Origin of the sequence: Bradyrhizobium sp. WSM2793 (genome assembly GCF_000379585.1) — a bacterium.
Taxonomy (GTDB): Bacteria; Pseudomonadota; Alphaproteobacteria; order Rhizobiales; family Xanthobacteraceae; genus Bradyrhizobium.
This window is the reverse complement of record NZ_KB902835.1, coordinates 33,597-58,870: the sequence shown is the minus strand read 5'-3', so window position 1 is coordinate 58,870 and position 25,274 is coordinate 33,597. Positions and strand designations below refer to the sequence as shown.

At 65.1% G+C, this 25,274-nt stretch carries 35 protein-coding genes; 14 read left to right on the top strand and 21 right to left on the bottom strand.

Features of this window, described 5'->3' with window-relative positions; genetic code table 11:
• The first annotated feature begins 31 nt into the window (after nt 1–31).
• Complete coding sequence (locus tag A3AS_RS0139710) at nt 32–826, top strand: transglycosylase SLT domain-containing protein (protein WP_018322978.1); 795 nt, start codon at nt 32–34, stop codon at nt 824–826.
• A 115-nt stretch (nt 827–941) separates the two neighbouring features.
• Complete coding sequence (locus A3AS_RS0139705; RefSeq protein ID WP_018322977.1) at nt 942–1,946, top strand: hypothetical protein; 1,005 nt, start codon at nt 942–944, stop codon at nt 1,944–1,946.
• A 157-nt stretch (nt 1,947–2,103) separates the two neighbouring features.
• On the opposite strand, the gene A3AS_RS0139700 is transcribed toward A3AS_RS0139705, so the two are convergent.
• The 4 genes from A3AS_RS0139700 to A3AS_RS0139685 all read right to left on the bottom strand — a co-directional run bounded on the left by A3AS_RS0139700 (nt 2,104) and on the right by A3AS_RS0139685 (nt 4,920).
• Nucleotides 2,104–2,649, bottom strand: coding sequence for a hypothetical protein (locus A3AS_RS0139700; protein ID WP_018322976.1), 546 nt, complete (start codon nt 2,647–2,649; stop codon nt 2,104–2,106).
• Between the two features lie 392 nt (nt 2,650–3,041).
• Nucleotides 3,042–3,323: a hypothetical protein gene (locus A3AS_RS0139695; RefSeq protein ID WP_018322975.1), complete on the bottom strand. Its 282-nt coding sequence runs from the start codon at nt 3,321–3,323 to the stop codon at nt 3,042–3,044.
• 250 nt (nt 3,324–3,573) lie between these two features.
• The gene (locus A3AS_RS0139690) at nt 3,574–4,110 is read right to left on the bottom strand and encodes a helix-turn-helix domain-containing protein (RefSeq protein WP_018322974.1); all 537 of its coding nucleotides are present in this window, start codon (nt 4,108–4,110) and stop codon (nt 3,574–3,576) included.
• A gap of 162 nt (nt 4,111–4,272) precedes the next feature.
• Nucleotides 4,273–4,920, bottom strand: coding sequence for a hypothetical protein (locus tag A3AS_RS0139685; RefSeq protein WP_018322973.1), 648 nt, complete (start codon nt 4,918–4,920; stop codon nt 4,273–4,275).
• A 390-nt stretch (nt 4,921–5,310) separates the two neighbouring features.
• Here A3AS_RS0139685 and A3AS_RS48720 point away from each other — a divergent pair, with 390 nt between their 5' ends.
• Nucleotides 5,311–5,484 carry a hypothetical protein gene (locus tag A3AS_RS48720; RefSeq protein WP_177237474.1) on the top strand — a complete coding sequence of 58 codons (174 nt, stop codon included), beginning with the start codon at nt 5,311–5,313 and terminating at the stop codon, nt 5,482–5,484.
• A gap of 99 nt (nt 5,485–5,583) precedes the next feature.
• Nucleotides 5,584–5,934 (top strand): zinc ribbon domain-containing protein YjdM, encoded by a 351-nt coding sequence (locus A3AS_RS0139675; protein ID WP_018322971.1) that lies wholly within the window; start codon nt 5,584–5,586, stop codon nt 5,932–5,934.
• 7 nt (nt 5,935–5,941) lie between these two features.
• On the opposite strand, the gene A3AS_RS0139670 is transcribed toward A3AS_RS0139675, so the two are convergent.
• Together A3AS_RS0139670 and A3AS_RS0139665 are read right to left on the bottom strand one after the other, a co-directional pair.
• Nucleotides 5,942–6,862 carry a DMT family transporter gene (locus tag A3AS_RS0139670; RefSeq protein ID WP_018322970.1) on the bottom strand — a complete coding sequence of 307 codons (921 nt, stop codon included), beginning with the start codon at nt 6,860–6,862 and terminating at the stop codon, nt 5,942–5,944.
• Nucleotides 6,863–6,942: 80 nt separating this feature from the next.
• Nucleotides 6,943–7,365: a nuclear transport factor 2 family protein gene (locus A3AS_RS0139665; protein ID WP_026202856.1), complete on the bottom strand. Its 423-nt coding sequence runs from the start codon at nt 7,363–7,365 to the stop codon at nt 6,943–6,945.
• Nucleotides 7,366–7,490: 125 nt separating this feature from the next.
• Between A3AS_RS0139665 and A3AS_RS0139660 the strand changes: the two genes are divergently transcribed.
• Nucleotides 7,491–8,051 (top strand): bifunctional transcriptional activator/DNA repair enzyme AdaA, encoded by a 561-nt coding sequence (locus tag A3AS_RS0139660; RefSeq protein ID WP_026202855.1) that lies wholly within the window; start codon nt 7,491–7,493, stop codon nt 8,049–8,051.
• 18 nt (nt 8,052–8,069) lie between these two features.
• On the opposite strand, the gene A3AS_RS48715 is transcribed toward A3AS_RS0139660, so the two are convergent.
• The 4 genes from A3AS_RS48715 to A3AS_RS0139640 all read right to left on the bottom strand — a co-directional run bounded on the left by A3AS_RS48715 (nt 8,070) and on the right by A3AS_RS0139640 (nt 9,414).
• Nucleotides 8,070–8,216: a hypothetical protein gene (locus tag A3AS_RS48715; RefSeq protein ID WP_183230836.1), complete on the bottom strand. Its 147-nt coding sequence runs from the start codon at nt 8,214–8,216 to the stop codon at nt 8,070–8,072.
• Between the two features lie 292 nt (nt 8,217–8,508).
• Nucleotides 8,509–8,757 carry a hypothetical protein gene (locus A3AS_RS0139650; RefSeq protein ID WP_018322966.1) on the bottom strand — a complete coding sequence of 83 codons (249 nt, stop codon included), beginning with the start codon at nt 8,755–8,757 and terminating at the stop codon, nt 8,509–8,511.
• A 172-nt stretch (nt 8,758–8,929) separates the two neighbouring features.
• Nucleotides 8,930–9,184, bottom strand: coding sequence for a hypothetical protein (locus tag A3AS_RS0139645; RefSeq protein ID WP_245283399.1), 255 nt, complete (start codon nt 9,182–9,184; stop codon nt 8,930–8,932).
• Between the two features lie 65 nt (nt 9,185–9,249).
• Nucleotides 9,250–9,414 (bottom strand): Flp family type IVb pilin, encoded by a 165-nt coding sequence (locus A3AS_RS0139640; RefSeq protein WP_026202853.1) that lies wholly within the window; start codon nt 9,412–9,414, stop codon nt 9,250–9,252.
• Nucleotides 9,415–9,747: 333 nt separating this feature from the next.
• Here A3AS_RS0139640 and A3AS_RS0139635 point away from each other — a divergent pair, with 333 nt between their 5' ends.
• Nucleotides 9,748–11,052, top strand: coding sequence for a hypothetical protein (locus A3AS_RS0139635; RefSeq protein WP_026202852.1), 1,305 nt, complete (start codon nt 9,748–9,750; stop codon nt 11,050–11,052).
• 3 nt (nt 11,053–11,055) lie between these two features.
• Here the strand turns inward: A3AS_RS0139635 and pdxY are convergent, their stop codons facing one another.
• Entirely contained in the window at nt 11,056–11,874 is an 819-nt protein-coding gene (gene pdxY / locus A3AS_RS0139630) for a pyridoxal kinase (protein WP_018322964.1), read from the bottom strand.
• Between the two features lie 45 nt (nt 11,875–11,919).
• Nucleotides 11,920–12,552 (bottom strand): TetR family transcriptional regulator, encoded by a 633-nt coding sequence (locus A3AS_RS0139625; protein ID WP_018322963.1) that lies wholly within the window; start codon nt 12,550–12,552, stop codon nt 11,920–11,922.
• A 97-nt stretch (nt 12,553–12,649) separates the two neighbouring features.
• On the opposite strand from A3AS_RS0139625, the gene A3AS_RS44480 reads away from it, so the two are divergent.
• The 3 genes from A3AS_RS44480 to A3AS_RS0139605 all read left to right on the top strand — a co-directional run bounded on the left by A3AS_RS44480 (nt 12,650) and on the right by A3AS_RS0139605 (nt 14,417).
• On the top strand, nt 12,650–13,315 hold the full coding sequence (locus A3AS_RS44480; RefSeq protein ID WP_018322962.1) for an O-methyltransferase: 666 nt from the start codon (nt 12,650–12,652) through the stop codon (nt 13,313–13,315).
• A 188-nt stretch (nt 13,316–13,503) separates the two neighbouring features.
• Entirely contained in the window at nt 13,504–13,848 is a 345-nt protein-coding gene (locus A3AS_RS0139610) for a multidrug efflux SMR transporter (RefSeq protein WP_018322961.1), read from the top strand.
• Nucleotides 13,848–14,417: a TetR family transcriptional regulator gene (locus A3AS_RS0139605; RefSeq protein WP_018322960.1), complete on the top strand. Its 570-nt coding sequence runs from the start codon at nt 13,848–13,850 to the stop codon at nt 14,415–14,417. The genes A3AS_RS0139610 and A3AS_RS0139605 overlap by 1 nt, the downstream gene beginning before the upstream one ends.
• Nucleotides 14,418–14,431: 14 nt before the next feature.
• Here A3AS_RS0139605 and A3AS_RS0139600 read toward each other — a convergent pair whose 3' ends face one another.
• The 5 genes from A3AS_RS0139600 to A3AS_RS0139580 form a co-directional block, all read right to left on the bottom strand.
• Nucleotides 14,432–14,752 carry a hypothetical protein gene (locus A3AS_RS0139600; RefSeq protein ID WP_018322959.1) on the bottom strand — a complete coding sequence of 107 codons (321 nt, stop codon included), beginning with the start codon at nt 14,750–14,752 and terminating at the stop codon, nt 14,432–14,434.
• Nucleotides 14,753–14,823: 71 nt separating this feature from the next.
• Entirely contained in the window at nt 14,824–15,030 is a 207-nt protein-coding gene (locus tag A3AS_RS0139595) for a hypothetical protein (RefSeq protein ID WP_018322958.1), read from the bottom strand.
• Nucleotides 15,031–15,297: 267 nt separating this feature from the next.
• A complete protein-coding gene (locus A3AS_RS0139590; protein WP_244550826.1) occupies nt 15,298–15,525 on the bottom strand; it encodes a hypothetical protein in 228 nt (75 codons plus the stop codon).
• 212 nt (nt 15,526–15,737) lie between these two features.
• Complete coding sequence (locus A3AS_RS0139585; RefSeq protein WP_018322956.1) at nt 15,738–16,754, bottom strand: SH3 domain-containing protein; 1,017 nt, start codon at nt 16,752–16,754, stop codon at nt 15,738–15,740.
• A gap of 171 nt (nt 16,755–16,925) precedes the next feature.
• Complete coding sequence (locus A3AS_RS0139580) at nt 16,926–18,848, bottom strand: FAD-binding monooxygenase (RefSeq protein ID WP_018322955.1); 1,923 nt, start codon at nt 18,846–18,848, stop codon at nt 16,926–16,928.
• A 98-nt stretch (nt 18,849–18,946) separates the two neighbouring features.
• Between A3AS_RS0139580 and A3AS_RS0139575 the strand changes: the two genes are divergently transcribed.
• Together A3AS_RS0139575 and A3AS_RS0139570 are read left to right on the top strand one after the other, a co-directional pair.
• A complete protein-coding gene (locus A3AS_RS0139575; protein ID WP_026202849.1) occupies nt 18,947–19,411 on the top strand; it encodes a MarR family winged helix-turn-helix transcriptional regulator in 465 nt (154 codons plus the stop codon).
• A 119-nt stretch (nt 19,412–19,530) separates the two neighbouring features.
• A complete protein-coding gene (locus tag A3AS_RS0139570; RefSeq protein WP_018322953.1) occupies nt 19,531–19,962 on the top strand; it encodes a hypothetical protein in 432 nt (143 codons plus the stop codon).
• Nucleotides 19,963–19,972: 10 nt separating this feature from the next.
• Here A3AS_RS0139570 and A3AS_RS0139565 read toward each other — a convergent pair whose 3' ends face one another.
• The 3 genes from A3AS_RS0139565 to A3AS_RS0139555 all read right to left on the bottom strand — a co-directional run bounded on the left by A3AS_RS0139565 (nt 19,973) and on the right by A3AS_RS0139555 (nt 21,867).
• Nucleotides 19,973–20,155 carry a hypothetical protein gene (locus A3AS_RS0139565; protein WP_018322952.1) on the bottom strand — a complete coding sequence of 61 codons (183 nt, stop codon included), beginning with the start codon at nt 20,153–20,155 and terminating at the stop codon, nt 19,973–19,975.
• 17 nt (nt 20,156–20,172) lie between these two features.
• Complete coding sequence (locus A3AS_RS0139560) at nt 20,173–21,159, bottom strand: hypothetical protein (protein WP_018322951.1); 987 nt, start codon at nt 21,157–21,159, stop codon at nt 20,173–20,175.
• Between the two features lie 111 nt (nt 21,160–21,270).
• Nucleotides 21,271–21,867, bottom strand: a complete 597-nt coding sequence (locus A3AS_RS0139555; protein WP_177237477.1) for a L,D-transpeptidase — start codon at nt 21,865–21,867, stop codon at nt 21,271–21,273.
• A 368-nt stretch (nt 21,868–22,235) separates the two neighbouring features.
• Here A3AS_RS0139555 and A3AS_RS0139550 point away from each other — a divergent pair, with 368 nt between their 5' ends.
• Nucleotides 22,236–23,279: a hypothetical protein gene (locus A3AS_RS0139550; RefSeq protein WP_018322950.1), complete on the top strand. Its 1,044-nt coding sequence runs from the start codon at nt 22,236–22,238 to the stop codon at nt 23,277–23,279.
• Between the two features lie 374 nt (nt 23,280–23,653).
• Nucleotides 23,654–23,884, top strand: a complete 231-nt coding sequence (locus tag A3AS_RS0139545; protein WP_018322949.1) for a hypothetical protein — start codon at nt 23,654–23,656, stop codon at nt 23,882–23,884.
• Here the strand turns inward: A3AS_RS0139545 and A3AS_RS0139540 are convergent, their stop codons facing one another.
• Complete coding sequence (locus A3AS_RS0139540; protein WP_018322948.1) at nt 23,885–24,670, bottom strand: SDR family NAD(P)-dependent oxidoreductase; 786 nt, start codon at nt 24,668–24,670, stop codon at nt 23,885–23,887.
• 130 nt (nt 24,671–24,800) lie between these two features.
• On the opposite strand from A3AS_RS0139540, the gene A3AS_RS0139535 reads away from it, so the two are divergent.
• A complete protein-coding gene (locus A3AS_RS0139535; RefSeq protein ID WP_026202847.1) occupies nt 24,801–25,190 on the top strand; it encodes a hypothetical protein in 390 nt (129 codons plus the stop codon).
• Nucleotides 25,191–25,274: the final 84 nt, after the last annotated feature.

The following is a 25,274-nucleotide window of genomic DNA, read 5'->3' as shown; positions in this document are numbered from 1 at the left end:
ATTGTCTCCGCGATTTACGCCCACAGCGCCCATGCCAAGGAAAAGCAAGCTCCTCCTCCGCCTGCGCAGTGTCCGGCGGAGCGTCCAGTGGGCGCGAAAGAAGTTTGCGCGCGCGCCGCGGACGGCCCGGATCACGGGCAGCGTCTTGATCCTTCTGGCAACGATCGCGCTCCTCAACATCGCCTATCAAATCATCCGCAAGCCAACCGAACTCTTCGCCGTCGTCGGTCACGCCCTCGACAAGGAGCCGACCGAGACCTGGGCGAGATACGGTCCCCTCTTCCGCACTTATTCCACCGCGACGATCACGCCGGAATTGCTGGCCGCGCTGGCGCAGGTCGAGAGTTCGGGCAATCCGGTGGCGCGCACCTATTGGCGCTGGCGATGGAGCCTTAATCCGCTGGCGATTTACAAGCCCGCCTCCAGCGCCGTCGGCCTCTTCCAGATGACCGATCCGGCCTTCGCGGAGGCCGCACGGTTCTGCGTCCGCGGCAACGCAGTCACGCAGACCGGCTGCGGCTCTCCCTTCCTCTACATCCGCGCGATCCCGAGCCACGCCATCGAGCTGGCGTCGGTGTATCTGGACCGCCAGGTAGCGCTGGTTCTCACGCTTGCAGGCGACGTAAAGGCGAGCGCGCAGCAGAAGCAGGATCTGGCCGCCTTCATCCATCTCTGCGGCGCAGGTCCCGCCGCGGCCTATGCGCGGCGCAAGTTTGTGATGATCGCTGGGACACGCTGCGGCGATCATCTCGTCGCGGGCTATGTCGGCAGGGTCAATGCGATGAAACGGCAGTTTGCGCGGCTGGCGGCGGACCAGGATCATTGAAGAGCACAGCCCCGCTCCCGTCCCGCCATAATTTTTCCTTTGCACGCGCGTTGTGTTGGATAGCGGCGAGACCTATCCTTCTTGATCGGACTGCCTCCCATTGACGCCCGACCGGATGGAGAGCGCATCGGTGCCTGACACGAACGACCCCAAACCTGACACCAGCAAGCCTGACGCCCCCAAGCCGGACGAGGCGCGCGCCGATAGCGGGTTCGCGCAGGCCTACGACCGGATCAAGAGCGCGGAGCAAGACCTGGCGCGGTTGGACCGACTGGTTTCCGGAATGGAACGCGAGAGCGAGAGCCCGCGGACCTCACGTGCAAGCGCCGCGCCGACGGCAGCCGCCACTCCCGGAGACGAGGCGCCGAAGTCCGATGCCAGGGTTCCGAGCCCCTACGTTCCGAATACCGGGGGTCGCGATCGCGGCTTGAAGAACGATCCGGCCATGATGCGCGCCTTGGTCATTCTCGTGCTGGCGATCGGCCTGCTCGGTGCCGCCGTCGCTTCGCAATATCGCGATGAGGCCCAATCGATCGGCCAGTCGATCATGGCGCGATGGGCTCCGCCGGTCGCGAGCACGCCCCCGCAGGCGTCCGCGGCGGAAAACCCGGTGCAGCCGCCCGTCGTGCTGCTGGCTGCTGCGGATGAGCCGAGCCCGGTGGCCGCGCCGCCAGTGCCCAAGGAAACGGACAGCGCCCCAAGGTCCGGCGCCGCGGCGCCTGAGGCGTCGTCATCGGAGCTGGCGCAATCGCTCAAGGCCATCACGAGCGAGCTTGCGAGCATCAATGGCAAGCTCGAGCAACTGAAAAGCCGGAGCGAGCAGACCCTGCGCGAGCAGGCCGACACCATTCAACAGCTCAAGACAGCGCGAGAGAAGGATGCGGCGGACAATGCGCGCCTCGCCGCACAGGTCCAGGCGCTGCAAACGCAATTGACCGCGTCACCGGCGTCATCCGCCTCTGCAGCCGCCAAGCCGGTCGCGCGCAGTGTGAACAACGATTCGGCTGCGCGTGCCCGGGCGCACGTACCAGACGCGGCGCCACGGCGGCCGAGGCCGCCGCCGCGAGGCCCGTGGATGCCGCCGCCCTACGACCCTTATTACGGCGATCCGGATTGGTGAGCGAGCTGCCGTAGGGTGGGCAAAGCGACTTGTCCGCCGTAGCTCGAAGAGCGAAGGCGGAAGCGTGCCCACGTCTTGGCTGATCGAGGAGAAGACGTGGGCACGGCGCAAGTGCGCGTTTGCCCACCCTACGAAGCTACTATGCTCTCCACTCGCCTTACCGTATCTCGCTCATCGTCACCTTGGCCGCGATCCCCGTCAGCTCGGGATCTTGCGGCGCAAGCTCCTCATCGGAAGATGGGCCAAATGAAACTCCAGCCATTCTGCGTTTGACCTGTTCGCAGGTCTTGCGCACGTCTTCGGTGAACAGCGCGCATTCTTCGATGCGTTGGAAGATCTTCCGTCCCTCTTCACGATACCCCGCCGCCGTTTCTCGCATGAAGGCGATCGCATCATGAACCTGAGCCGTCAGCGCCTCGCATTTTCGCGCGGCGTCGATCAACTCGGTGCCCATGGCCTCGATCTCTTTTGCGGCGGACTCATAGTCGCGAACGACCGCCTCTGCACTGAGCGCACCGACGCGCGACACGCCCGCGGTGTGCTCGACGTAATCAGGCAAATTAATTGAAGTAATGGAGCTTCCCGAGCGGATCGACGTGATGTCCGCTTCGAGTTGGACCAAGTTCACTCCCTCTCGTCTGTGCAATTGTTCAACACTTGCCACGACTGATCCTCCCGATACGCCCAGAACCCCAAACAGCATCGGGTTTATTACGGGGATAAGTGTCGTTCTACCTCGATGTACTCTTGACAGCCTCCATTTTGCCATTTTTCCAAATCGTCAACTCTGCACGCAGAGATGACGAGCCATCAGACTTCAACTTATCGGAGATGTCGTTTTCTCAAGCTCCGGACCTGTCAAACACAAATGAACCGGTCCGAATTGCTGAACGAGCCTGGCCCCGATCGAGCGTGGCGGAATCGAGGGCCGCCGCACGCGCAGTGCCGTAGGGTGGGCAAAGCGACTTGTCCGCCGTAGCTCGAAGAGCGAAGGCGGAAGCGTGCCCACGTCTTGGCTAATCGAGGAGAACGTGGGCACGGCGCAAGTGCGCCTTTGCCCACCCTACGAAGCTACGAACTGCGAAGCGTCGATCACTACCACCAATACGGCCAGCGCCATCCCTCATAACGAACATAGGACGGCACCAGCGGCGGGCCGTAGGGATCGACCTTGTCGTCCTCGGGGCGATAGCGATAGCGCGGAACGACATTGTAATCCCACGGCGTCGGCCTCAGCACCGGCGCCGTGACGATGAGCCGCTCTTGTGGGGCTCGAACGACGACGGCTTTCCGCGTCCGCGCTTCCGCGCCTGATGTTGCAAGGCTGCTCAGCACCAGGGCAGTTCCGAGCGCGCAGGCGGCGGTCATTTTTGTCATGCGGTGGTCTCCTTCGCGGCAAGAGTGCAAAAGGACTCGGGGCAAGGCAAGCGAATTTCGCGCGACTTTTTCTGCGGCCATCCTTTGAGACGCTCGCCTTGAGCGGGCTCCTCAGCGACGAGGCGCGCGCTTGGGCGCTTCAGCGCGCGTAGCCCGGATGGAGCGCAGCGTAATCCGGGACCAGTGAATCCGGTGGCAACATCCCGGATTGCGCTTCGCTCCATCCGGGCTACGGGAGGCTTGCGAAACCCTACCCCGCATCAACATCCTCAGGCACCGGCCCCGCCACGAGCCCGTCGAGACTGACCATCAGCAGATCGGCGATGTGCATCAGCTGGTACAGCGGAATGTCCGCCTCGCCCTGCTCGGCCAGTGCCACGAAGGCAGGGGTGACGCTGAGGCGCTCGGCGAACTGGGCCGCGGTATAGCCGCGGGCCTCGCGTGCGGCCTTGACGCGCGCGCCGATGCCGAGCCGGTGCCGGGCCTGCTCGTCCGCGGTCATCATGGCCGCCTGCTCGTCCACGCTCGCATAGCTGTCCGCGAACGCGCCGCCGATCAGCCGCTCCTTGCGCCAGGCGAGCCGGCAGCCCTTGCGCAGACCGTTCGAGAAGATCAGCGAAAACTGCTCCGGCACCCATGCCGAGCTGTTCAGAGCCACGCGCGCGCCGGTGCCGGAGACATCGCGGATCGTGCAGGGCACGCTGACGATGCTGCCGGTGCCGTTGTCGAATTCGACCATGCCGGTGCGCAACGTGTGATGCCTGACTGCGGCGCGATGATCGCTCATGACAGCTCCCGAAAACTTGCGGCAGCGTTTCCAACGCTGCCGAAATCGGGACGAAGATAGCGCAGAACTTTCCTGCAACTCCTAACCGGCAGCCGCCTCAGCCGGGACTGGATGGCATGGTAAAGGAATTGCTCTCGCGATCTCTTGGATCGTAGCAAGGCCCTACTCCCGCGCGCGGCGCAGGGTCTGCTCCAGCTTCGCCCGCTGCTTGTCCCAGCGCGCCTCCTCCGCCGCGGCGCGCTCATCCAGTGCGGCCCGCTCGGCGTCGATCTCCTCCGCCTTGGCATCGTGCTCCCGTCTCGCTTGGTCCAGCGCCGCCTCGGCGAGGGCGACCGCCTTGTCGCGGCGCGCGCGCTCTTTGGCACGGGCGGCCTCCTCCTTGCGGCGCTCGGCCTCGCGCCGCCGCTCCTCCTTCTCGAATGCCGCAGCCGCCTTGCGGGCGGCCTGAGCGTCGATCTTGCCGGATGATTTGTTGGCGGCCTTGGAGGGAGCCTTCGTCGATCGCGTCTTGCCCTTGGCCTTGCGTCTGGGCCTGGCGTCGTCATCGACGAGATCGGTGGGCAGCTCGGCGCTCTCGGTGAACCGCCCGTCCGATCCCACGGGGCGCCTGAGCACGACGCCTGGCTTTGCCATGGTCGCCGCGACGATATCGGGATCGTCAGTCTCCTTCGCCGCGCCCTGATGGAACAGGTTGGAGCTGGCGCCCCAGGCCTCCAGCGCCGCCTTCATCGAAGGCGCGGCGATGGCCTGGTCATAGAAGCCGAGCGAGGTCTGGTAGGTCTTCAGTTTTCGTTTCGGTTTTGCCGGCATGTGGTCCCGTTATCTCGACTGCCGGCGCAGCGTAGCCCGGATGGAGCGAAGCGCAATCCGGGTCTTGTCTCGGAAGGATGAAATCCCGGATGACGCTTGCGCTCCATCCGTGCTGCGCACTCCGCTCAAAGCGCCTCGCGGACGAGCGGCACCATCGCACCATGCCACTGTTTTGCCCGACGCATCAGAACATTATTCGGCACAACCGAAAACACGAGCCTTATCAAGGCTGTCTCTACTGTGCATGGGGTTGTTTTCGCGATTCGATGTGTCGGAGGCGTTGAGGCCGTCAACTCGCAAGGGCGACATTGCCTCATGGATCAAGCCGGTCGCCAGGATCGCGGCAACCGCATAGGCTCGCGCCCGTCAACGACTCACGGAGGCATCACCATGAACGGCAATCGCTCTTACGGCGTCCGCGTCGAGGGCGCGAAATACGGCGTCGGCTTCGGCTCGGCGCTCGCCATCGCGATCTCCTACACCAACAACCATTCCATCCTGTGGGCGATCATCCACGGCATCCTGGGCTGGTTCTACGTGATCTTCGTCGCGCTGTTTCGGTGATATCGCACCGGCAGCGATCGCAGGCCGCAGCTTTCCCTTGCTTTCCCAAATCCTGCCCCTACGGTCGCGCCGCGAACGAAGCATGAGACCAGACTTGCCATGACCGACACGATGAAATGCCCCGCCTGCAGCTCCGAGCACGCCTATCAGGACCGCGATCTCTGGGTCTGCCCGGAATGCGGCCATGAATGGAGCGGTGCGGCGGAGGCGGCCGCGGACACCGCGCAGGACGCGGGCGTGCGCGATGCCAACGGCAATGTGCTCGCGGACGGCGACAGCGTCATCGTGATCAAGGATCTCAAGATCAAGGGCTCCTCCTCGGTGGTCAAGGGCGGCACCAAGGTGCGCAACATCCGCCTGCAGGACGCCAGCGACGGTCACAACATCGCCTGCAAGATCGACGGAATCGGCGCGATGAACCTGAAGTCGGAGTTCGTGAAGAAGGCGTAGCTCGCGCTTACCTTTGCCGCTGCGCCAGATAGAACCCGCACAGCACCGTCACCAGTCCCGCCGCCTGCAGCATCGTCGGCGGCTCGCCGAGCAGCAGCCAGCCGGTGAGCAGCGTCAGCGCCGGCACGCAGGCCGGAAACACCGCCGCGCGGGCAACGCCGAGGCGCTGGACCGAGACGGCGTAGAGATAGAGCGCGGCGGGGCCGGCGAGCACGCCCTGCGCCAGCGCCTGGATCGCATTCTCGGTCACGCCGATCGCCGCAACATGGCCGAGCCCGACGGTTGCGATGTAGACCGGCAGCAGCAGCAGCGACAGCACGTTGATCACCAGCGCAGCCGACACGGCCGAGACGCGCCAGTGGCGCAGAGCTGCGCCGAAGCCGGCGAACATCAATCCGGTGAGCACGAAGATCAAATCGCCGAGCACGCCGTCGGCCCCGATATGGTCGATCGATTCCGCCCCGATCACGCCGAGGCCGCCGACGATGACGATCGCGCCGGCAAGGCGCGAGGCGGAGATGTGCTCCTTCAGCACGACCGCCGCGAGCAGCAGGCCGCCGAGCGTCGCGCAGGAGGGCTGGATCACGCTGCCGTGGCCGAGCGGCACGAACAGGAAGCCGGTGTAGGAGATCAGCGACATCACGGGGCCGCCGAGCACCATCAGCACAAGGCCCCTGCTCCAGCCGATGCCGCAGAGATCGGAGATGCCGGCGCGGAACACCAGCGGCAGGAACGCGATCCCCGACCAGACATAGCGATGCACCAGGAGATCGACCGGCGTGAAGCCGAGCTTGAGGCCATGCCGCGTGGCGGCAAAGCCGAGCGCCCAGAACAGCGCCGCGGCAAGGCCGCAAGTGACGCCGAGCAGTGCCGGCGCCGCAATCTTGTTCTGAGATAGAGCGTCGGCGCCGCTCGTTCGCTGGTCCATGGGGTCAAGCCTTATGTCAACGCGTATATCGGCTCAACCCACGCGGCTGCAGGGCTGGCACGCGGCGGTGATTGTGGGGCTCACGCATCAGCCTCCTGTTCGAAGACCATCTGCCATCCCTTGCGCGTATCCATGTATTCCCGCACCTGCCGGATCCGGTCGCCCGCCACCGTGAACACGAAGCAATAGTCGTTCTCGTAGGGCTTGCCGCCGACCAGCGTGGCGCGCATCCGTTCCTCCACGATCACGACATCGCCGTCGGCATAGACGCCGCGGAACGCGATATCGATGTTCGAGAACATCCTGTGCATCTCCTGCGCGATGAAGCGTGCGATCTGGTGCGGTCCCACCATGTGGTCGGTGTGATCGAGCGCGACGGCGGTGGCATTGCCCTTCGGCGCGATCCATTCGGCGTCATCGGTGAACAATGCGGCGATGCGCTCGGCATCGCGCGTCGAAAAGATCTTCCACGCGTTCAGGACGATATCTCTTGGGCTGGACATGATGCGCTCCCTCGTTTTCGTTGAGGGGCGCCTTCTAGGCCGCGATGCGCCTTGCAGCTCGCCACAATCGGACTCGGTCATCCCGCAGCCCTTCCGCCCCTGCCCTCATGCGTTATGATCCGGCCATGCTGAGCTTCGATGTCTGCAACGCCGCCCGCCTCCGCCGCGATCCCCGGTATGACGGCCGCTTCTTCACGGCCGTGAAGACCACGGGCATCTATTGCCGCCCGGTCTGTCCGGCCAAGCAACCGCTGACGCGCAACGTCGCCTATTATCCGACGGCGGCGGCGGCCGAGGCCGCCGGCTTCCGGCCCTGCCTGCGCTGCCGGCCCGAAACCGCGCCGTTCTGCCCGGCCTGGAACGGCACGCGCTCCACGGTGGCGCGGGCCATGAAGCTGATCGATGACGGCGCGCTCGACGAAGGCTCGGTGGTCGATCTGGCGATGCGGCTCGGCATCTCCTCGCGTCACCTGGCGCGCCTGTTCGAGCGCCACGTCGGCGCAACGCCGCATCAGCTCGCCAGGACGCTGCGGGTCCAGCGCGCCAAGCGCCTGCTCGACGCCGGCGACGACAGCATGACCGATATCGCATTCCAGGCCGGCTTCGGCAGCCTGCGCAGATTCAACGCCGCCTTCGCCGAGCTCTACGGCCGCGCGCCGTCAAGCCTGCGCGCGCGGAGAGCTTAGCGCGCGGCGGAAGATCGCTCAGAAAAATCCGGGGCTGAGATCGAGGCCGTAGGTCAGGCTCAGCACGAACACGAACAAAGCGGCGGCGGCGAACAAAGCTGTCTGCTTGAGAATGAACGCACGCGGCGACGTGGTGGGGGCAACGACTTTCTGCGCAACGGGCATAATGGCCTCCATTATGATTTCAAAATTGGCCGCAACAATGCGGCGGCCGCATCAAGCAACCCGACGTGCAAAGCAACAATTAAAAGGATCAAGCCCGTTATGAACGGGCATACATCACCGGCACATTCACGCGAACTTGTTCGCGGCCGGATTCTCAATCAGCGCATCGGTGTCAATTCATCGTGCCGAGACCTTGCACGATTTGCGATGCGCGAGCAGCGTCGACTTCGATCACGTGATGCAGATGGGACCCGCCTCTCCGCGGAACCCATCTGCCGGTCACGATGTCAGCTTAGTGGGACACGCCAACGGTCGCGGTCTTCACCTTGCGCGGGCTGAGCGCCTTCGCCTGGTGGACCGAGGCCAGCGTGGTCGGCGCAGCGGTCTGCTGCTCGACATGCGCGGCGCCGAGGACGCGAACCTGCAAGGGCGAGACCGGAAATCCGTTGGTCTCGTAAGTCGGCAGTTCGGCGGCGAAGGCCGCGGTGCTGCCCGCGATCGTCAGGATGGCGGCGGCGATCGACAGAGTCTTCTTGTTCATTAGTGATGCTCCTGAGTGGAAGAGTCGGAGCATATTTAGGCGCGGTTTGCTGCAATGCGACATGCTTTGTTGCATTGCAACAGCGCGTGTTATGCATGGCGATATGTTTAATGCGTACAAGGCGTTGGCCGAATCACCGCCGGCCGCGACATGACGGTTTTATGGACGGTGCTCAGCCACCGAGCACATTGCCCCAGCCATCGAACACGTAGGCCTTCCAGGCGACGGTTCCGTCCTCACCCGGGCGGCTGGCCTGGCGGTAATCGTCGGTCTGGTCGGCGGTCCAGGTGATGATCGTGTCCGTGATGCGATCGTGCAGAATGGCGGGTTCGGTGGGATCGAAGGCGTCCATGGGACGAAGCGAGGAATGCGTCATGGCCGACCAAACGCGCCAGCCGCAGCAAAGTTGCGGCAACGCGTCAGGCAAGACGCCCTCATCAAGAAGGTGATGCTGGCCCCCGCACTCCATCATCGATGCCGTGGCGCGACTCCCTATTTCAAAGCGGTCGCCAGCGATTGCAGCTTTGCGATCAGATTGGTGCCGAGCGCATAGATGATCTCGATGATCGCGAGCGCGATGCCGGCTGCGATCAGGCCGTATTCGATCGCGGTGGCGCCGGATTCATCGGCGGCGAATTCAGCCCATTTGCATTTCAACTTCACAATCGTGTCCTTCCCAACTCTGCCGGAACGGCCGGCAGGCGAGAAATGCACGACCACAATCCAAGATTGAGTAAACCCAATGGCTTCAAGTTGACGACAATGAACGCCGCATTTGCCGACGATTCCCTTGAAAACTGCGGTGGGAACTCGCGTTGCAGCTTGGCAACACCTCCGCGAAAAGCCCGATTTCACCGAATTACGCCATTGCGTCGCCACACGGTCCTCCGAACAATCGAGGCGCTGCGTGCCTTTCCGTGCAAGATTGTTTTTGCATCATGACTGTTCCGACAGAGCGTGTCCGAACAGAACCGTTTGGAGGCAGGGATCATGAACGATCGGCGGTCTCTTCTGGTGGCGGTCGCGTGCCCCTCGGCCGTTCTCGCCGGCTGGCTGGCACTTTCCCTCTCCGCCTATGCCCCTGCCCTCATCGAGAACAGCGGCGCCAATGCCGCTGCCGTGTCGCGCGCGAAAGATCTCAGCCGGCTCGACCTCGCGGACGTGCCGCACGCTGCGACGATCGAGGACGGCATCGCCTTGACCGCCGACATCGCGGCTGCCGTCGCTGCGGCCCCGGCCCCGATGATCACTGAAGCGGTGCCCGAGCCTCCCGCCATCAAGCTCGCCTCGGCAGATCCGGCGCTGATCCTTCCGACGGAGACGCCGCCCGCGCCGCAGATATCGCCTGAACCAGAGCCCGTCATCAGCGAGACTGCTCCAGTTGCAGCGCCGGCGCCCGTCAAGCTCGCATTTGCCGATCCCACCGAGATCGTGACGACCGACGCGCTGTCCCCCGCGGCGATCGCGAGCGGCCCCGTCACGCCTGCGAGCAAGGCATCGCCGCCGGCCGACACCGTCGCCGTGCTCGACGAATGCTTCGTCATGGATGCCTGCATCGACCGCTACCTCTGGGCGCTCTATCAGCGCACCGCAAAAGAGGACTCGATCAAGGTCCAGGAGCGCCGCGCCGTCACCATCAAGCGCAAGGGCAAGACGGTCACGGTGATGCGCAGCTTCACCAAGCTGGTCGACCAGGATTTCACATGGAAGGATCCGAAGGCCGCCGAGCACGCCGGCATGTCGATGATGGACTACGTCATCGGCGGCATGGACAAGAGCTTCAAGCGGAAACTATTCCGCACGCTGCTCGCTGCGGAAGCCGCCGGCCTCTCGCCCGGCATCACCAGCGCGTTCCGTGACGATTATCGCCAGTCGATTGCGAGCGGCCTGAAGGCCGCCTCCGACCGCTCCTATCACGGTGGCAGCACGCGCGGCGGCTACGGCCATGGCATGGCGGCGGATATTGTCAGCACCCAGGGCAATAACCGCGCGCAGCGCTGGGTCTCGACGGAAATTCTGTGGAAGTGGGTCGACGCCAACGGCAAGGCCTACGGCATCGGCCGGCCCTATCTCGGCCGCGATCCGCCGCATGTCGGCCCGGTCGACGGCGCTGAATACATCTCAAAGCGTGGCACGAGCGAGCGCAAGGAAGTCGCCAGCGCCAAATCGAAGAAGACGCGGACTGTTGCGAGCGCCAAGCCGTCAAAGGCCCAAAAGGCACAGGCCGCGCGCGAGCAGAAGAGCCCGGCCAAGCCACAGAAATCGGCGCAATCGACCGGCAAGCGCGCGACCTGAGGCCTACGGCTGGTGTCCCGGCGTCGGCAGCGGCACGAGCCGCATCTCGGCCGTGCCGGCCTCCTGCGTGCGCACGAGCACCGCAAAGATGGTCTCGACCGCAAGCCGCACCGCGGCCTCCGTCGCCTGGCCGTTGGCCAGATGCGCGGCGATCAGGCCGGTGAGGAGATCACCGGTGCCGTAGGGGCGGATCGGCAGGCGCGACGTCGCAAAGCGCGACAATTGCCCGTCGGCGCACAGGATCGTCTCCACCTGCCCTTCGGGCGTATCGGTGAGCGCACAGCCAGTGGCGACGATTTCGATGCGGCCGGTCCCCGCCAACGCCGCACACGCCGCGCGCAGGCCCCGCGCATCCGCAGTTCTGAGGCCTGAGAGCAGCTCGAGCTCGAACTGGTTCGGCGTCGCCAGCTTCGCTGCCGGCAGCAGCCGGTGCCGGACCACGTCCAAAATGCCGTCGGCGACATAGACGCGGCCATCATCGCCGATCACGGGATCGCAGAGATAAACGAGCTTGGAATTCCGCGTGAGCGCCCGCTCGACGAAATCGGCGATGACGGCAGCGTTGCCCGGCGAGCCGAGATAGCCGGTGACGAGCACGGCGGCCTCATCGACCAGACCGCGCTCCTCCACGCCCGTCAGAAGATCGGCAATGAGCTCGGTCTCCAGCACCCGCCCGCGCAGGCTCGGATAGCGCGGATGATTGGACAGCAGCGTCGTCGGCACCGCCGCAACGTTCACGCCCTCCGCCTGGATGGCGTAGGCGGCCGCGCTGTTGCCGACATGGCCGTGGACCACCTGGCTTTGAATGGAGATCACGAGCATGAAAGAGGTCCGTAAGGTCAAACGTCGTGTGTGGCAAGAGTAGCCTCAGCGTCGCGCCAGCTCGCCGAGGTAAGCGCAGAACATGTCGGCGAGCCCGTCAGCATGACGCGCGATCTCGGCCTCGCTGCGCGGCGTCTCCGAAAACCGCTTGCCGACCTCACTCAGCGTCGTCTTGATCAACTCGCCGGCAAGCGCGCGGGTCGCCTCGGAGGCTTTGGGCAACGCTTCCCGCATGAACGCCGCGATGATCCCCTCGCCGGCGGCGCGCGCGTCCTGCGCCTCGGGCGCGTCGCGATAGAGCGGCGCGGCATCGCTGAGCGCGCCGCGGATCGCGGCCTCATCGCACTCGGACAGAATGAAGGCATGGACCAGCTCGCGCAGCCGCGCCGGCGGTGGCTTCACCCGGTCTTCGAGGATGCCGCGCAAGAGGTCACTCGTGCGCCGCCACTCATCGCTTTGCAGGCGGAACAGGATCGCGGCCTTGTTCGGAAAATATTGATAGAGCGAGCCGACGCTCACCCCGGCCCGCTCCGCCACCCGCGCCGTGGTGAAACGCTGCGCGCCCTCCTTGGTCAGGACCTGAACAGCAGCATCGAGAATGGCCGCGACCAGCTCGCTGGAGCGGGCCTGTTGCGGCTGTTTTCGTGAAGAAATTGAACGGCTTCGACGATCGGCCATGGCTCACTCAGGCAATGCGAATAGGAAATGCGACGAATTAGTCGTATTTCACTCGGCACGCAAGCACGCGTTTCTTCGCCAACTCTGGAGACCTCATATGACCACCCCGACCATCACATCGCTTGCGCCGCTGCTGGACCGCCTGTTCGACGAGGCCGCGGCGGCAAATGGCGCAACGCGGGCCGCCGTCGCAGATTTGTCCGACGCAGACCGGGCGCGCTTGATGCGAAGCAAGACCGACTATCGCGACCTCTACGGGCGCCTGAAGGACGCGCCGCTCGCGGTCTCGCGCGAGACGGGCCACCTGCTCTACATGCTGGCACGCAGCTCCAGCGCCCGGGTGATCGTCGAGTTCGGCACGTCGTTCGGCATCTCGACGCTGCACCTTGCCGCAGGCCTGCGCGACAATGGCGGCGGCCACCTCATCACGAGCGAGTTCGAGCCGTCCAAGGCGGCGCGGGCGCGGGAGAACCTGATCGCCGGCGGCTTGATCGATCTGGTCGAAATCCGTGAAGGCGACGCGCTGAAGACGCTGAGCGCCGATCTGCCCGATGCGGTCGACCTCGTGCTGCTCGACGGCGCCAAGGCGCTCTATCCGGATATCCTCGATCTGCTGGAAGGCCATCTCGGACCGGGTGCGATCATCGTCGCCGACAATGCCGACGAGAGCCCGGACTATCTGGCGCGCGTGCGCGCGCCTGGCAGCGGCTACATGTCCACGCCCTTCGCCGAAGACGTCGAACTCTCGATGCGGATCAGCTGACACCGGCCTAAACGCCACGAAAGCTTGAAGCCGCTGCGCGATCCATCGCGCGGCGGCGTCCTGCTGCGTTGCCGGGTGTCGCAGCCGCGTCACGCACACGTGATACCTCGTCCTGGCCAAAGCCGGACACGGCGTGCTAAACATACCTACCGCGCGGTATCTTTCTATCGCCCCCGCCGGAGCTGATCATGACCTCCGCCTTCAGTGCCTACGCAGCGCTCGCCCTCGCCATCGTTCTCGAGGTCACGGCGTCCGCCTTCCTGCAGCAATCCGCGCAATTCACTCGCCCGTGGCCGACGCTGGCGATGGTGCTGTTCTATGTCGCCTCATTCTATGCGCTGTCGGTGGCGATCCGCGTCATCCCCCTGAGCATCGCCTATGCGATCTGGGGCGGGGTCGGCATCATCCTGACGGCGACCGTCTCCTTCGTGCTGTTCCGCCAGATGCTGGACTCCGCGGCCTTCGTCGGCATCGCGCTGATCGTGTCAGGGGTCGTGGTCATCAACCTGTTCTCGCAGACCACGGCGCATTGATGCCGGAGAACCGCTACACCCGCGCCAAGCAGCCCGAGCAGGTCCGGCGCGCCCTGCTCGACTGTGCCGCGGCGATCGCCATGGACCACGGCGTCGCCGGCGTCACGGTGCAGGCGGTCGCAGTGGCGGCGGGCGTCACCAAGGGCGGGCTGTTTCACCACTTTGGCAGCAAGCAGGCGTTGATCGAGGGCCTGTTTGCCGACCTGCTCGCGCGCGTCGATACCGAGATCGACGCCGCGATTGAAGCCGATCCGAAGCCTCGCGGCCGCTTCACGCGGGCCTATGTGAATGCGGTGTTCACCGGCAAGGCCTTCGGCTTCGCGACCCCATGGGCGGCGTTGAGCATGGTCGTCGTCACCGATCCGCCGCTGCGCCGGCTCTGGAACGACTGGATCAAGGCGCGCCTGAAGCGTCATCGCACGACCGACGACGCGCCCGATCTGCAAATCGTGCGTCTCGCCGCCGACGGCGCATGGCTCTCCTATGTCACGACGGGACAGACGCGGATGAGCGCCGAGCTACGCGCCCTGCACGCACGGTTGCTCGCTCAGACCAATCGGCGCAGATAGCAGCCTCGCACGTGCTACTGGCTCTGCACGGGCTTGGGCGGACGCGATGCGGACCGGGCGGGCTTCTTCTTGGCGGGCTTGGCCGCAGCGCGCGGCGGCGGCTCGTCGACTGACTCAAGATACGCCGCGAGCGCCTTGGCCGAGTCCGAGCTGGTCGCGTAGTGGTCCTTCAGGAACCAAGTTAACGTCAGGCTGAAGCGACCCTTGGCAAGGCCGCGCGGGCTGCGATGGCAGGTCGCGCAGCCCTCAGCGAAGAGCTTTGCGGGCGGCTTGCCGGCGTCGAGATTTTGCGCGGCGGCGACCGTCACCGTCAGAACGGCGGCTGCAAAAGTCATCACGGGCACGATCCGATCGCGCCCCAGTCGAAACAGCGATCTCAAATGCCGTCCCCTCGCCCGCCCTTCGGTCACGCCGCCGACAGCTGATCGAACTCCGGCGGTGCGTAGGCCTTGCCGTCCTGGTCGGTGATGACGACCCGCCATCCCTCGCTCGCCCACACCTTCGCCTTCGCCACGATGAGCAGCCGGCTCTCGCGAGCGAAACTGTACTTCTCGTTGTCGCGTTCTGCGACCATCTTGTAGGCCAATTCGCATCCCCTTGCGTCGCCCTGCACCCGGCCTCCTCGTGGCAGCGGGCTTTGGCGGCAATTCGCCGGGAGCATGGCAATTTGGTGCCAACCGCAGGCATGGCGCCGATGATCGGCGCCGGCGACCGGCGTCGAGCCGTGCCCCGCTGGGATGCGATTCCGGCCCGCCGCAGGTTTTCCCTGCGACGACGGGGCCGTCTACCAGCCGTGCTGGACCATGGCGTGCCGGATCGACCGCCGGGGGCGGCCCGTCACGGCAGCAACGGAACCGCGCGTCCCATGGCCGAGCCCCCGCTAGTGCACGCGGATGATGTGGGGTCGGCCGAGATCGATCAGCCCCTGCACCGCGGAAAGACGGTCGTCGAGGGCTGCGATGGTGAGCAGCAGGTTGTTGCGACGCTCGTCGAGCATGCCCATCTCGGCGCCGGTGAGCTTTGTGCTCGTCCGTTCCTTGTGGATCCCTTCGAGGGATTCGCGCAGCCCGGCAATCAGGCCGGTCAGCTGTTTGGCCTCCTTCGTCATCGAACGCTTCGCGACATTTTGGCGGCGCGTCTCCGCCTGGCTCTGTCTCATATCATCCTCCCGTGCCCCGCTGCCCCGAGTGGATGCTTACACCTTTGGGTAGACATGTTACGATCGATGAAATCTACCCGCGAAGATCTGACTTAAATTGTAAAGGCCTCGGCACGGCGAAGAAAAAGCCCGGCATCAGGGCCGGGCTTTTCCTTGCAAAGCTAGTGCTTCTGATGTCCGCCGGCGGGCCCGCCCGCCGGGGCGCCGCCGCCACGCGGGGCGGCATTGATATGCGGAGCACCACCCCCGCCGCCGTGCGGCATGGCAGGCGCGGCCGCGCGCGGCGCCGGCATCTGCGCACGGGCATTCATCGGCGAACCATGGCTCACGCTTGGCTGGGCGACATGCGGCGTCGCGGGACGTGCTGAAGGCGCGGCCGACGCACGCGGCGCTTCATGCGTGCGGGCCATCGGCTGCGCGCGCACCGGGGCGCGGGTCGGGGCCTGCTCACGCATCATGCGGGCTTGTGCATCACGCGGATTGCGGGTCTGCACATTGGTCCGCTCATGCGCGATGCGCTCACTTGGTCCAACGCGGGTCCGGTCGGGCGTAACCGCAGCGCCGCGCTTGGCGACCGCAGCGTCCCGCCTCGCGATCGCAGCGTCGCGCTTCGCGATCGCCGCATCGCGCTGTGTAGTCGCGGCGTCGCGCGTTGAGATCGCGGCGGCTCCCTTACCGCGCACACCGCTGCGTTCGAGTGCGATCGCCGCGTCGCGCGTTGCCGCGCGGCCGATGCGGGCCGCGCGCGGATCAATCGTCATCCGCGTCGCGACGCTCTGATGAGAGGTCCAGTAATTGCTCCAATAGGCATGGCGTCGATACCAGGGACGTCCCCCATAGTAACTCGACCAATACGAGGTCAGCACGAAGGGAACGACGGGCACATCGATCTGGTCGACATAGTCGGGGAGATAGACGTAGTGATTGCGATAGAGATATTCGAGATATTGCGACGACACCCAGCCGCGATCATCGGAGAAGCTGACGTCGCACCAGGCATTGCCGCGCAGGCAGCCATGGATGTTGACGCGGGCGCCCCCGGGGATGCGATCGACCAGGGGAAAGCCTGAACCCGGCCCGGCGCGCAGGCCGGTCGAGACGGTGACGATGCCCGGCGCGGCCAATGCGGCTGTTGGCGCGAGCAGCAATGCGGCAACCAAAACGCTCTTGAATGTCATGGCGTGTTCCTCCTATTTCGAGTCGGAACGCGCGGGCAGAACAGGCGTTCCGCACATGGCGCGCCCATCCATCGAAAGATTGAAACGCGTGCCGCGCGCGGTTCAATATTCATCCGCCATTCATCGGCGCAACGCGTAAGCGGCGCTGGCGGACCGTCAGTCGACCTGCAATCAGTTGGCCTGCAACATGAACGCGTCGAAGTACGACGCAAGCCCGGCGAAGTCAGAGAGCGGCAGCACGTTCGCGACATACTGGTCCGGCCGCACCACGACCATGCAGCCGGCTTTCCGATCGATGCCGCGCATGGCGAAAACGTCCTGGCCGCTCTTGAGGTCCGGACAGAACATCTTCTCGTAGTCGTACAAGCCGTAACGGCCTTTGCTCGGAAGCAACATGGGCGGCATCGCCTCGATCGCGAGTTCTCGATGATCCTGCTGAAACACCACCCGCAGATCGATCACGCTGTCGATGTCGGAGCTTCGGGTCGTGTATCGCCGGATCGGAGATTTCGGGGATTCCGCGAGAAAATTGCACAATTTACGAATGGCCGAGCCCGATGCTGCGGGATTTTCAGCAGGCGAAAACGCATAGATCCGGAAGCGGCCATCAGCCTGCGCGGCGTGGCCGAGATGAAACGGCTTGGCATCCGCCAGCCGGATCACCGGGGCGGAATGGAAGCGCTTGCCGATGACGAGGCCTTGCGCGAGGTGCTGATGCGAGGCTGCACCGGTGAGGATCGATGGCGTGTAATGTGTCGCCGTGCCCGCGGTGTAGCGGCCATGCCTGACAAAATAGTCTTGCGTCCTGGCGGCATCGGCGCCGCCCGCCTTTGCTGACGAAGCCAAAATCCCCGCCCACTCGCGATCGAAATCGATCAGCTCTTTCGCAACCGCCTGACGCTCCGCCGAATAGGAATGCAGCAGGTGTGGGGCGCACTGCTTCCGGAGGACGGCGGCAAGCTTCCAGCCGAGATTGAAGGCATCCTGCATCGAGACGTTCATGCCCTGCCCGGCTTTCGGACTGTGGGTATGGCAGGCATCGCCGGCGATGAAGATGCGCGGCAGCCGCGTTGCGATCTCGGCTTCCGGCACGTCGTCGAACTTGTCGGCGAGACGCTGGCCGATCTCGTAGACCGACCACCAGGCGATCTCCTTCACGTCCAGCGTATGGGGCTTCAGGACCCTCTGCGCTTTCGCAATCACGTCATCGGCGGTGATGTTGCGGCTGGCGACGCGCTCGCCGACATCGAGCTTGGCGAGCTCGACATAGATGCGGACCATGTAGCCGCCTTCGCGCGGAATGATCAGCAGGCTGCCGTCCTTCGCCGATTGGATCAGCGACTTGAAGCGGATGTCCGGAAAATCGGTCACCGCCAGCACGTCCATCACGCCCCAGGCGTGGTTGGCGGAATCGCCATGCAGCTCGCGCCCGATCGACTTGCGCACGGTGCTGCGCGCGCCATCGCAGCCGACGACATAGCGCGCCTTGATCGTCTCGACCTTGCCCTCGCTTCCGACATCAACGCGTTCGAGGCGCGCGGTCACGGCATGGTCGGCCGGACCCGCGTCCGGATCGACCTCGAGGTCGAGCAGGCGGCGGCTGTAATGTGGGGCGAGCTTGGCCGGCGATTTGCGCATCACGTCCAGAAAGCCGTCATGGATGCGCGCCTGGTTGAGGATGACATGCGGGAATTCGGACAGGCCGTCCTCGACGTCCTGCACCCTTCCGCTGCGGACGATGGTCTCGGGCAGGCGCTCGTCCGGCTTCCAGAATGTCGTCTCGTTGACCCAATAGGCCTCCTTCAACACGCGCTCGCTGAAGCCGTAGGCGTGAAACATTTCCATGGTGCGGCAGGCGATGCCGTCGGCCTGCCCGACCAGCAAGCGATCCGGCTTCTGCTCGACGATGCAGGTCTTGATGTCGGGGAATTGCGCGAGCTGGGCAGCGAGCGTGAGGCCCGCAGGACCGCAGCCGACGATGAGGACATCGACCTCGCCAGGCACGGCGCCCGCCGCGCCCGGGGCCTGAACGCGCTCGGCGGGGTCGGCGATGTCAGGGTCGCCCGGCTGAAATCCATTCAGATGGAATTGCATGAGCCTCTCCCGTCAACCTGTTTTGATATTGCTCAGTATGCTGACTATCAGTATACTTGTCAACGATCGTGCACCGCCCCGCCTTTGAGGAGAATTCGGTGAAAGACAACAACGACATGCCCGGGCATCTGGCACGCCGGTTCCAGCAGATCGCCGTCGCGGTGTTCCTGGCCGAGGTCGAGGATGCCGGCTTCGATCTCACGCCGGTGCAATACGCCGCGCTCGCGACTATCAAGGCCAATCCGGGGCTCGACCAGGTGACGCTTGCAGGCCTGATCGCCTATGACCGCACCACCATCACCGGCGTGATCGACCGCCTCGTGCAGAAGGGACTGGCCGAACGCCGCGCCTCCAGCCGCGATCGCCGCGCCCGCGAGCTCGAGATCACCGACGAAGGCCGGCGCACGCTGCGCAAGATCACCCCGGCCGTGGAATCGGCCCAGCGCATCCTGCTGCGTGGTCTCAGCGCAAAAGAGGGCGAGGATCTGATGCGGCTGCTGCGCAAAGCGATTGCCGCCGGCAACGATCTGAGCCGCGCACCGCTGCGCGAAACTCCGGTATGATACGGTATGTTTGCCTGCAATTGTCGCAGGGCTGCGAAACCTTGAACTAACCTTCGGCTGCTACGGTCCGCAACATTCTGCGCTTAACGCGCGATTAACTTTGCGCTTCGGGGGTTCGGATGTTCAGGTTTCTCATCGCGGCCGCGGCCATCGCACTCACGTCAGGCCATGCGCTCGCAAACGGCCATGGCGGCGGCGACCCTCCTCCGCCCAAGCCCGAAGCGACGGTCGCGCCGGCGAAGGTTGTTCTGACCAAGCAGGGACCCAAGCTCGTCGATCTCAAGGGCATGACGCTCTACACTTACGAGCGCGACACCACGGGAAAGACGTCGAACTGCAACGGCAAGTGCACCGAGAGCTGGGTGCCGCTCGCCGCGACGGCCGACGCCAAGGCGGTCGGCGACTTCACCGTGATCAGCCGCGACGACGGCAGCAGGATGTGGGCGTATCGCTATCGCCCGCTCTACACCTCCCCCGCCGACAAGACGCCGGGTGAAGCCAACGGCAATGCGACGACGCTGCAATGGCGCGTTGCCCGGCCTGAGAACTAGAGCGAGATCGTCACCGGTTGTCGCGACCGGTCGGGCCGGCCAGTTCGTTCGGAACGGGTCTGAAGGCCGGCATATCTGCGCTCGGCTGAAGCGGCTTGATCTCGGCATCCACCACCACGGGCCCGGTCGCGAACCAGAGCACCGCCACGGCCGCGATTGCCAATCCCGCGCCAAGCGCCGCAAGCTCTTTCATGTCACTGTCCCAGGCGATCAGTTGCTGAGGATGACGCCATGCTGGTGACGCGACGGATGATCGGCATCGACCAGCGTGTTCGGATCGGTCGCGATCACGGCTTCCGGTAGCGGCATCGGCTCGAGGCCGGCGAAGCGGCGGTAGATCGCGCCCATGACAGCCCCGCAGAATGCTGCCGGCACCACGAGAAAGGCAAGCAGTGGCACCGCGAACGCAAGCAACAGTATGCAGGCGAACGCCGCAACGCCGCCAATCGCCGCGTACTCCCATGCGTTGCGGCGGCTCATCGCTCGCGCGGCGTGGTGAACGCAGAGCACGAAGATGCTCGAAGGAATGACAGAGATTACCATCATGACCATGAAGGTCTGCGCCGGGATCACCGCCGCGAAGATATGTGCGGTGCTCTTGTCGCCGAAACCGTTCATCAGCAGCGGCACCAACGTGTAGGGCAGCAGAGTTGCGAGCACCGTCGGTATCAGCGCGGCGATGATGATGCCCGCGAAGGACGTGCGGACGCGGACCGGCCCGTTGAACACCAGCGGCAGCGGCTTTCCTGACGCGTCGGCAGCGGAAGCATCCACGGCTGCGCGCGCAACAGGGCTCAGCCCGGCGAACTGGCCGTAGAGGAAGCCACCGATCATTCCCGCAATGGTCGGCAACAGTCCGATCGTCATCACTGTGCCGTCGCCCGGCGCCGTCAGCTGGATGTGGTTGCGGATCGCAATGCCGTAGCTCACCGCCGCCATGACGCCGCCCATCAGGCCGTAGGCGAGCCGGCTGGAGACCGTCCATTGCCGCAGCACAATATGTCCGGCGAACAGCAAGGCGGCGTTCATCGCCATGCGGCCAGCATACAGCACCAGGATCTGATCCGGCGCGGGCACCCCCACCGGATCGTTCACCTGTCCGCCCGCGAGGGCATAGACCAGCAGCACGGCTTCGACGATGGCCAGCGGAATCAGCGCTGCGAACAACGCGCGCGGCGAATTCTTCACGAGATACATGCGAGCAACCCCTTGCTCGCTGCACGCTAGGCGCGAGACGTTAGAGACCGCGCAAGACAATGGCTAAAATTGTCCGCAAGCAGCGCGCCGGACGTGCACGCCTGCGAGCCTTCACCCGCGCCAGCGCGCGCCCGTCTCGGCCTGCGCGTTCTGTCCGGGCGGCAGCACCACAACCATCGAATTGAGCTTCACCCGGTCGTAGAGATCGATCACGTCCTCGTTGCGCATCCGGATGCAGCCGGACGAGATCGCCTGCCCGATATATTCCGGCTGGTTGGTGCCGTGGATGCGGTAGAGCGTGTCCTTGTTGCCGGAATAGAGATAGATGCCCCGCGCGCCCAAGGGATTGGCGGGACCGCCGGGAACGCGCGCCGGATACGGTCCGAGCCGTGCCTGGATATCAGCCGTCGGAACCCAATCCGGCCATTCCGCCAGGCGGCCGACCCGCGCGACGCCGGAGAACGCCATGGCTTCCTCGCCGACCGCGACCCCGTAGCGGATCGCCTTGCCCCCAGGCAGCACGTAATAGAGGTAGCGCGCGTCGGTATCGACCAGAATGGTACCTGGTTGCTCCTTGCGCTGGTAGTCGACGACGTGACGGAGATATTGCTCGGGCACATTCGCTTGCGCGTAAGGCGTGTGCGCAAGCAACTGCCGGTCGCGCGGCGTCATGCTCGCGTCGGTCGACGGCGAAAGCGTGGCCTGCATGCAGCCGCCCAGCGGCAGCAAGGCAACGACGAACAAAGCGATTAAAGATTTTGGCACCGCCGGCCCCCGATAGCGGATAGCAGCGCCCCCAGCGTCCCAGATGCTGCCAAAATCGTGCTGAAAACAAGGCAGCGCGGAACACGTGCGCGTGTTCAACAAAAGGGGTTCCCTCACCACAAACGGCGGAAGACAGTCGCATCATCTCCATCCCCTCGCCTTGCTTTGGTCAAACCCGGCTGGACTCGTGCGTCATCATGCGAGGCTCATCCGGTTGGATGGGCTCGCCCCAATAGATCGGCTCGCGCCAATGCGGACGACCAGTATTTCAAGCGCCCGGCCTTCGAACACCGGGCTTCAAAGGAGCTGCGATGCTCGCGACGCTGAACCCCAAGCAAATCGTCGATGAGATCGTGAAGGACACGGTCAAGGACAACGATCCGCACGACGCGATTCAGATTTCGCCCGACATTGTGCTGGCCTCGCGCCCCGTCAGCGTTGCGCCCGCGCTCGCGCCTGACATCGCGACGCGTCCGGAGCCGAAATTCGCGCCGGAGCCCAAACCCTTGCTCGATCGCAAAATCTCCATTGAGCCCAAGTTCAGTCCCGTCTCGGAGCCGCAGGCGGCGCCCCCGCCCTCTGTCGACACGGCCGTCCGTGTCGCGGCGAGCGATGGTCTCGGTCCGCGGAAGCGATCCGCCGCGGGCAAGTGGCTGCGCGGCGCTTTCGTCACGTTTCTGTTTGCAGGCGGCAGTGCAGCCGCCACCATCGCGTGGGAGAAGCACGGCGACACCGCCAAACAGATGCTCGCCGAATGGACACCGGCATTGACGTCGCTGCTGCCGTCGACATCGCAGACCGCGCCGGTCGCTGCCGCACAGGCCGCGCCGCCCGCGGAACAGGCCGCCCCGCCCGTAGCGCAACCGGCAACCGATCAAACGGCCGATCAATCTGCGACGCCACCCGCAGTCCAGGTCGCGGCCGCCACGCCCGCAGCGACGCAGCCCGATGCAGCGCAGTCGGTGCAAGCGATGACGCGCGACCTCGCCGCGATGGCGCAGCAGATCGAAGCGCTCAAGGCCAACATCGCCGAGTTGAAGGCCGGACAGGAGCAGATGGCGCGCGAGATGGCAAGACCGCCTGCGCCGAAGCCGGTAGCTGAGGTCAAGCCCGTTGATCCGCGCGCACGTGCTGCTGCGGTCCCACCGCGAGCTCCGTCACCGCCGCCGGTTCGCAAACCGAAGCCGGTCGTGTCGCACACCTACATGCCGGCCTATTCGCCCGCGCCGCTCGCAGCTCCGCCGCCGCCTTCGCAGGCTGCCGCGATGCCGCCGCCGGCCGCACCTGTTACCACGACCCAAGCAGTTGCCGATGACGACGGACCGGTCGTGCGTCCGCCGATGCCGTTGCGCTAGACTGAAACCGCGCAAACAGCACGGCGCGCTGCGACCACTCGCGCACGCTGTCCGAGTCGATGTGATGCGTTGAGTCCGGACAATTACGGAAAGCGATTTTTCTCGCTCAAGAGAAAAGGCCGTCGGGATCTATGCCGGCGGCCTTCTCTTGCAGCTGCCGGTTCCCGGAGCCCGGTTCTGCTGCAATTCCATGCCTTATGATCACGCCAACATATTTAATTAAATGTTAAGGCCGCCACACGTTGCACATCATTTCTGCGCCATAAGCACAGAGATTGCGCGGTCCGTTCATCGGTAGATGTCGACTCAGTGGTACCATCCGACATGTGTTGAGACTTCCACTGAAGCTCATCTCGTCACACCGGGGAATTCGGATGCCGTACTACTCTTTCGATCTTGTGGTTGGTGGAGAGTTCAGGAACCAGGGCGGAATCATCCTCGAAGACATCGAGGTTGCCTCCGATCGTGCCGACCAGCTCGCCACCGAGCTGTCGCAGGTGAAGCCGGAGCTGCAGCAGAAGGGTTGCGCGGTGCGCGTCACCGATCGCGACGACAACGAGCTTTACCGCACGCCGCTCGATCCCGTGCCGGCCTGGCGCCGCTGACTACTCGTCAAGCGCGGGCGGTTCGAACCAGTTCGTCAGCGACAATCCTCCGTCGACGACGAAGGCTGCGCCGGTGACGTAAGCGGAGAGCTTGTTCGACAATACGGTGAGCGCCATCGGCGCAAGGTCATTGGCCTCGCCGAGACGCCCGAGCGGAATGTGCCGCGCCAGCGCGGGGTCCGCAACGAACCCGCCGGCGGCGATCGCGCCGGGCACCAGCGCATTGACGCGGATGTCGTGGCGGCCGAACGTCTTGGCCAACTCCTTCACCAGCATCGCGATCGCCGCCTTCGCCGTCGAATAATGCGGCAGGTTGCGCGGCGTGCCCGCATGCAGCGAGGTGAGGAACAGGAACGAGCCCGGCCGCTTCGCCGCGATCAGCCGCTTTGCGAGTTCGCGCGCCAGGTGAAAGCCGGCATCGAGATTGACGGCATGCATCTGCTGCCAGATCCTGCGATCGACCGCGAGCGCATGATCGGCCTCCCGCCGCGGCGGCGAAGCGCTGTGGACGAAATGCGTGATCCCGCCCAACGCTGCGTCCGCGGCGGCAAGCAGCGCGTCGCACGCATCCAATTCGGCGAGATCGCCGACCCAGGGCACCGCCAGCTCGGGCCTCTTGCTCGCGCCGATCGCGGCGCTCACCCGCTCCGCGCTGATGTCGGCGAACACGGTCCGGACGCCCTCGCCGACCAGGGCCTGCGCGATGGCGCGCCCGATGCCGTTGCCCGCGCCGGTGACGAGCGCTGTGTCACTGGCAGGATCGAATGGCGTGCTGAACAGGCTCATGTCCCTCTCCGAGGCCGGGATGCGGGCCACGATAGCGCACCGCGCCGGGGCGCGACAAATTCGCCCCGATACCATTGCGGAGCAGCCCGGCGGACGCTAGCCTCCCAAAAAAATGGAGGAGATACCAAGGATGCGCTACGGTTTCCTGATGGCTGGCCTGTTGCTGATCGCCGCTCCGGCCCAGGCCGAGGACCATCTACGCTCGACCTATGTGACCCTGGTCCTGCAGGCCTTTGCCACCAAGGTCGAATGTCCGGGCACGGACGTCGTCTACCAGGATCTCGTGCAGAAGGCGCAGCAGATGAAGCTGCCTGACGGCACCGCCGAGAAGGTGCGCAAGGCGATTGCCTGGATGCATACCGGCGGCAAGATGGGCGAGAAGCAGGACGACGATCTGATGGCCGAGGTCGCGGTCGCGACCCAGGCGACCGATCTCAACCAGCGCCGCCTCGGCATGCCCAACTGGTGCGAGGCCCAGAAGACCAACCTCGCCGGCCTGATCCGGGCCAAGGGCGGCTAGCAAGCCGGCTGTCGCGGCGTTAAGCACACCGCGGCGGAACCCTCGTTTCGGCCAATAATCGTCACATTCCTCGCCAGCATGCGG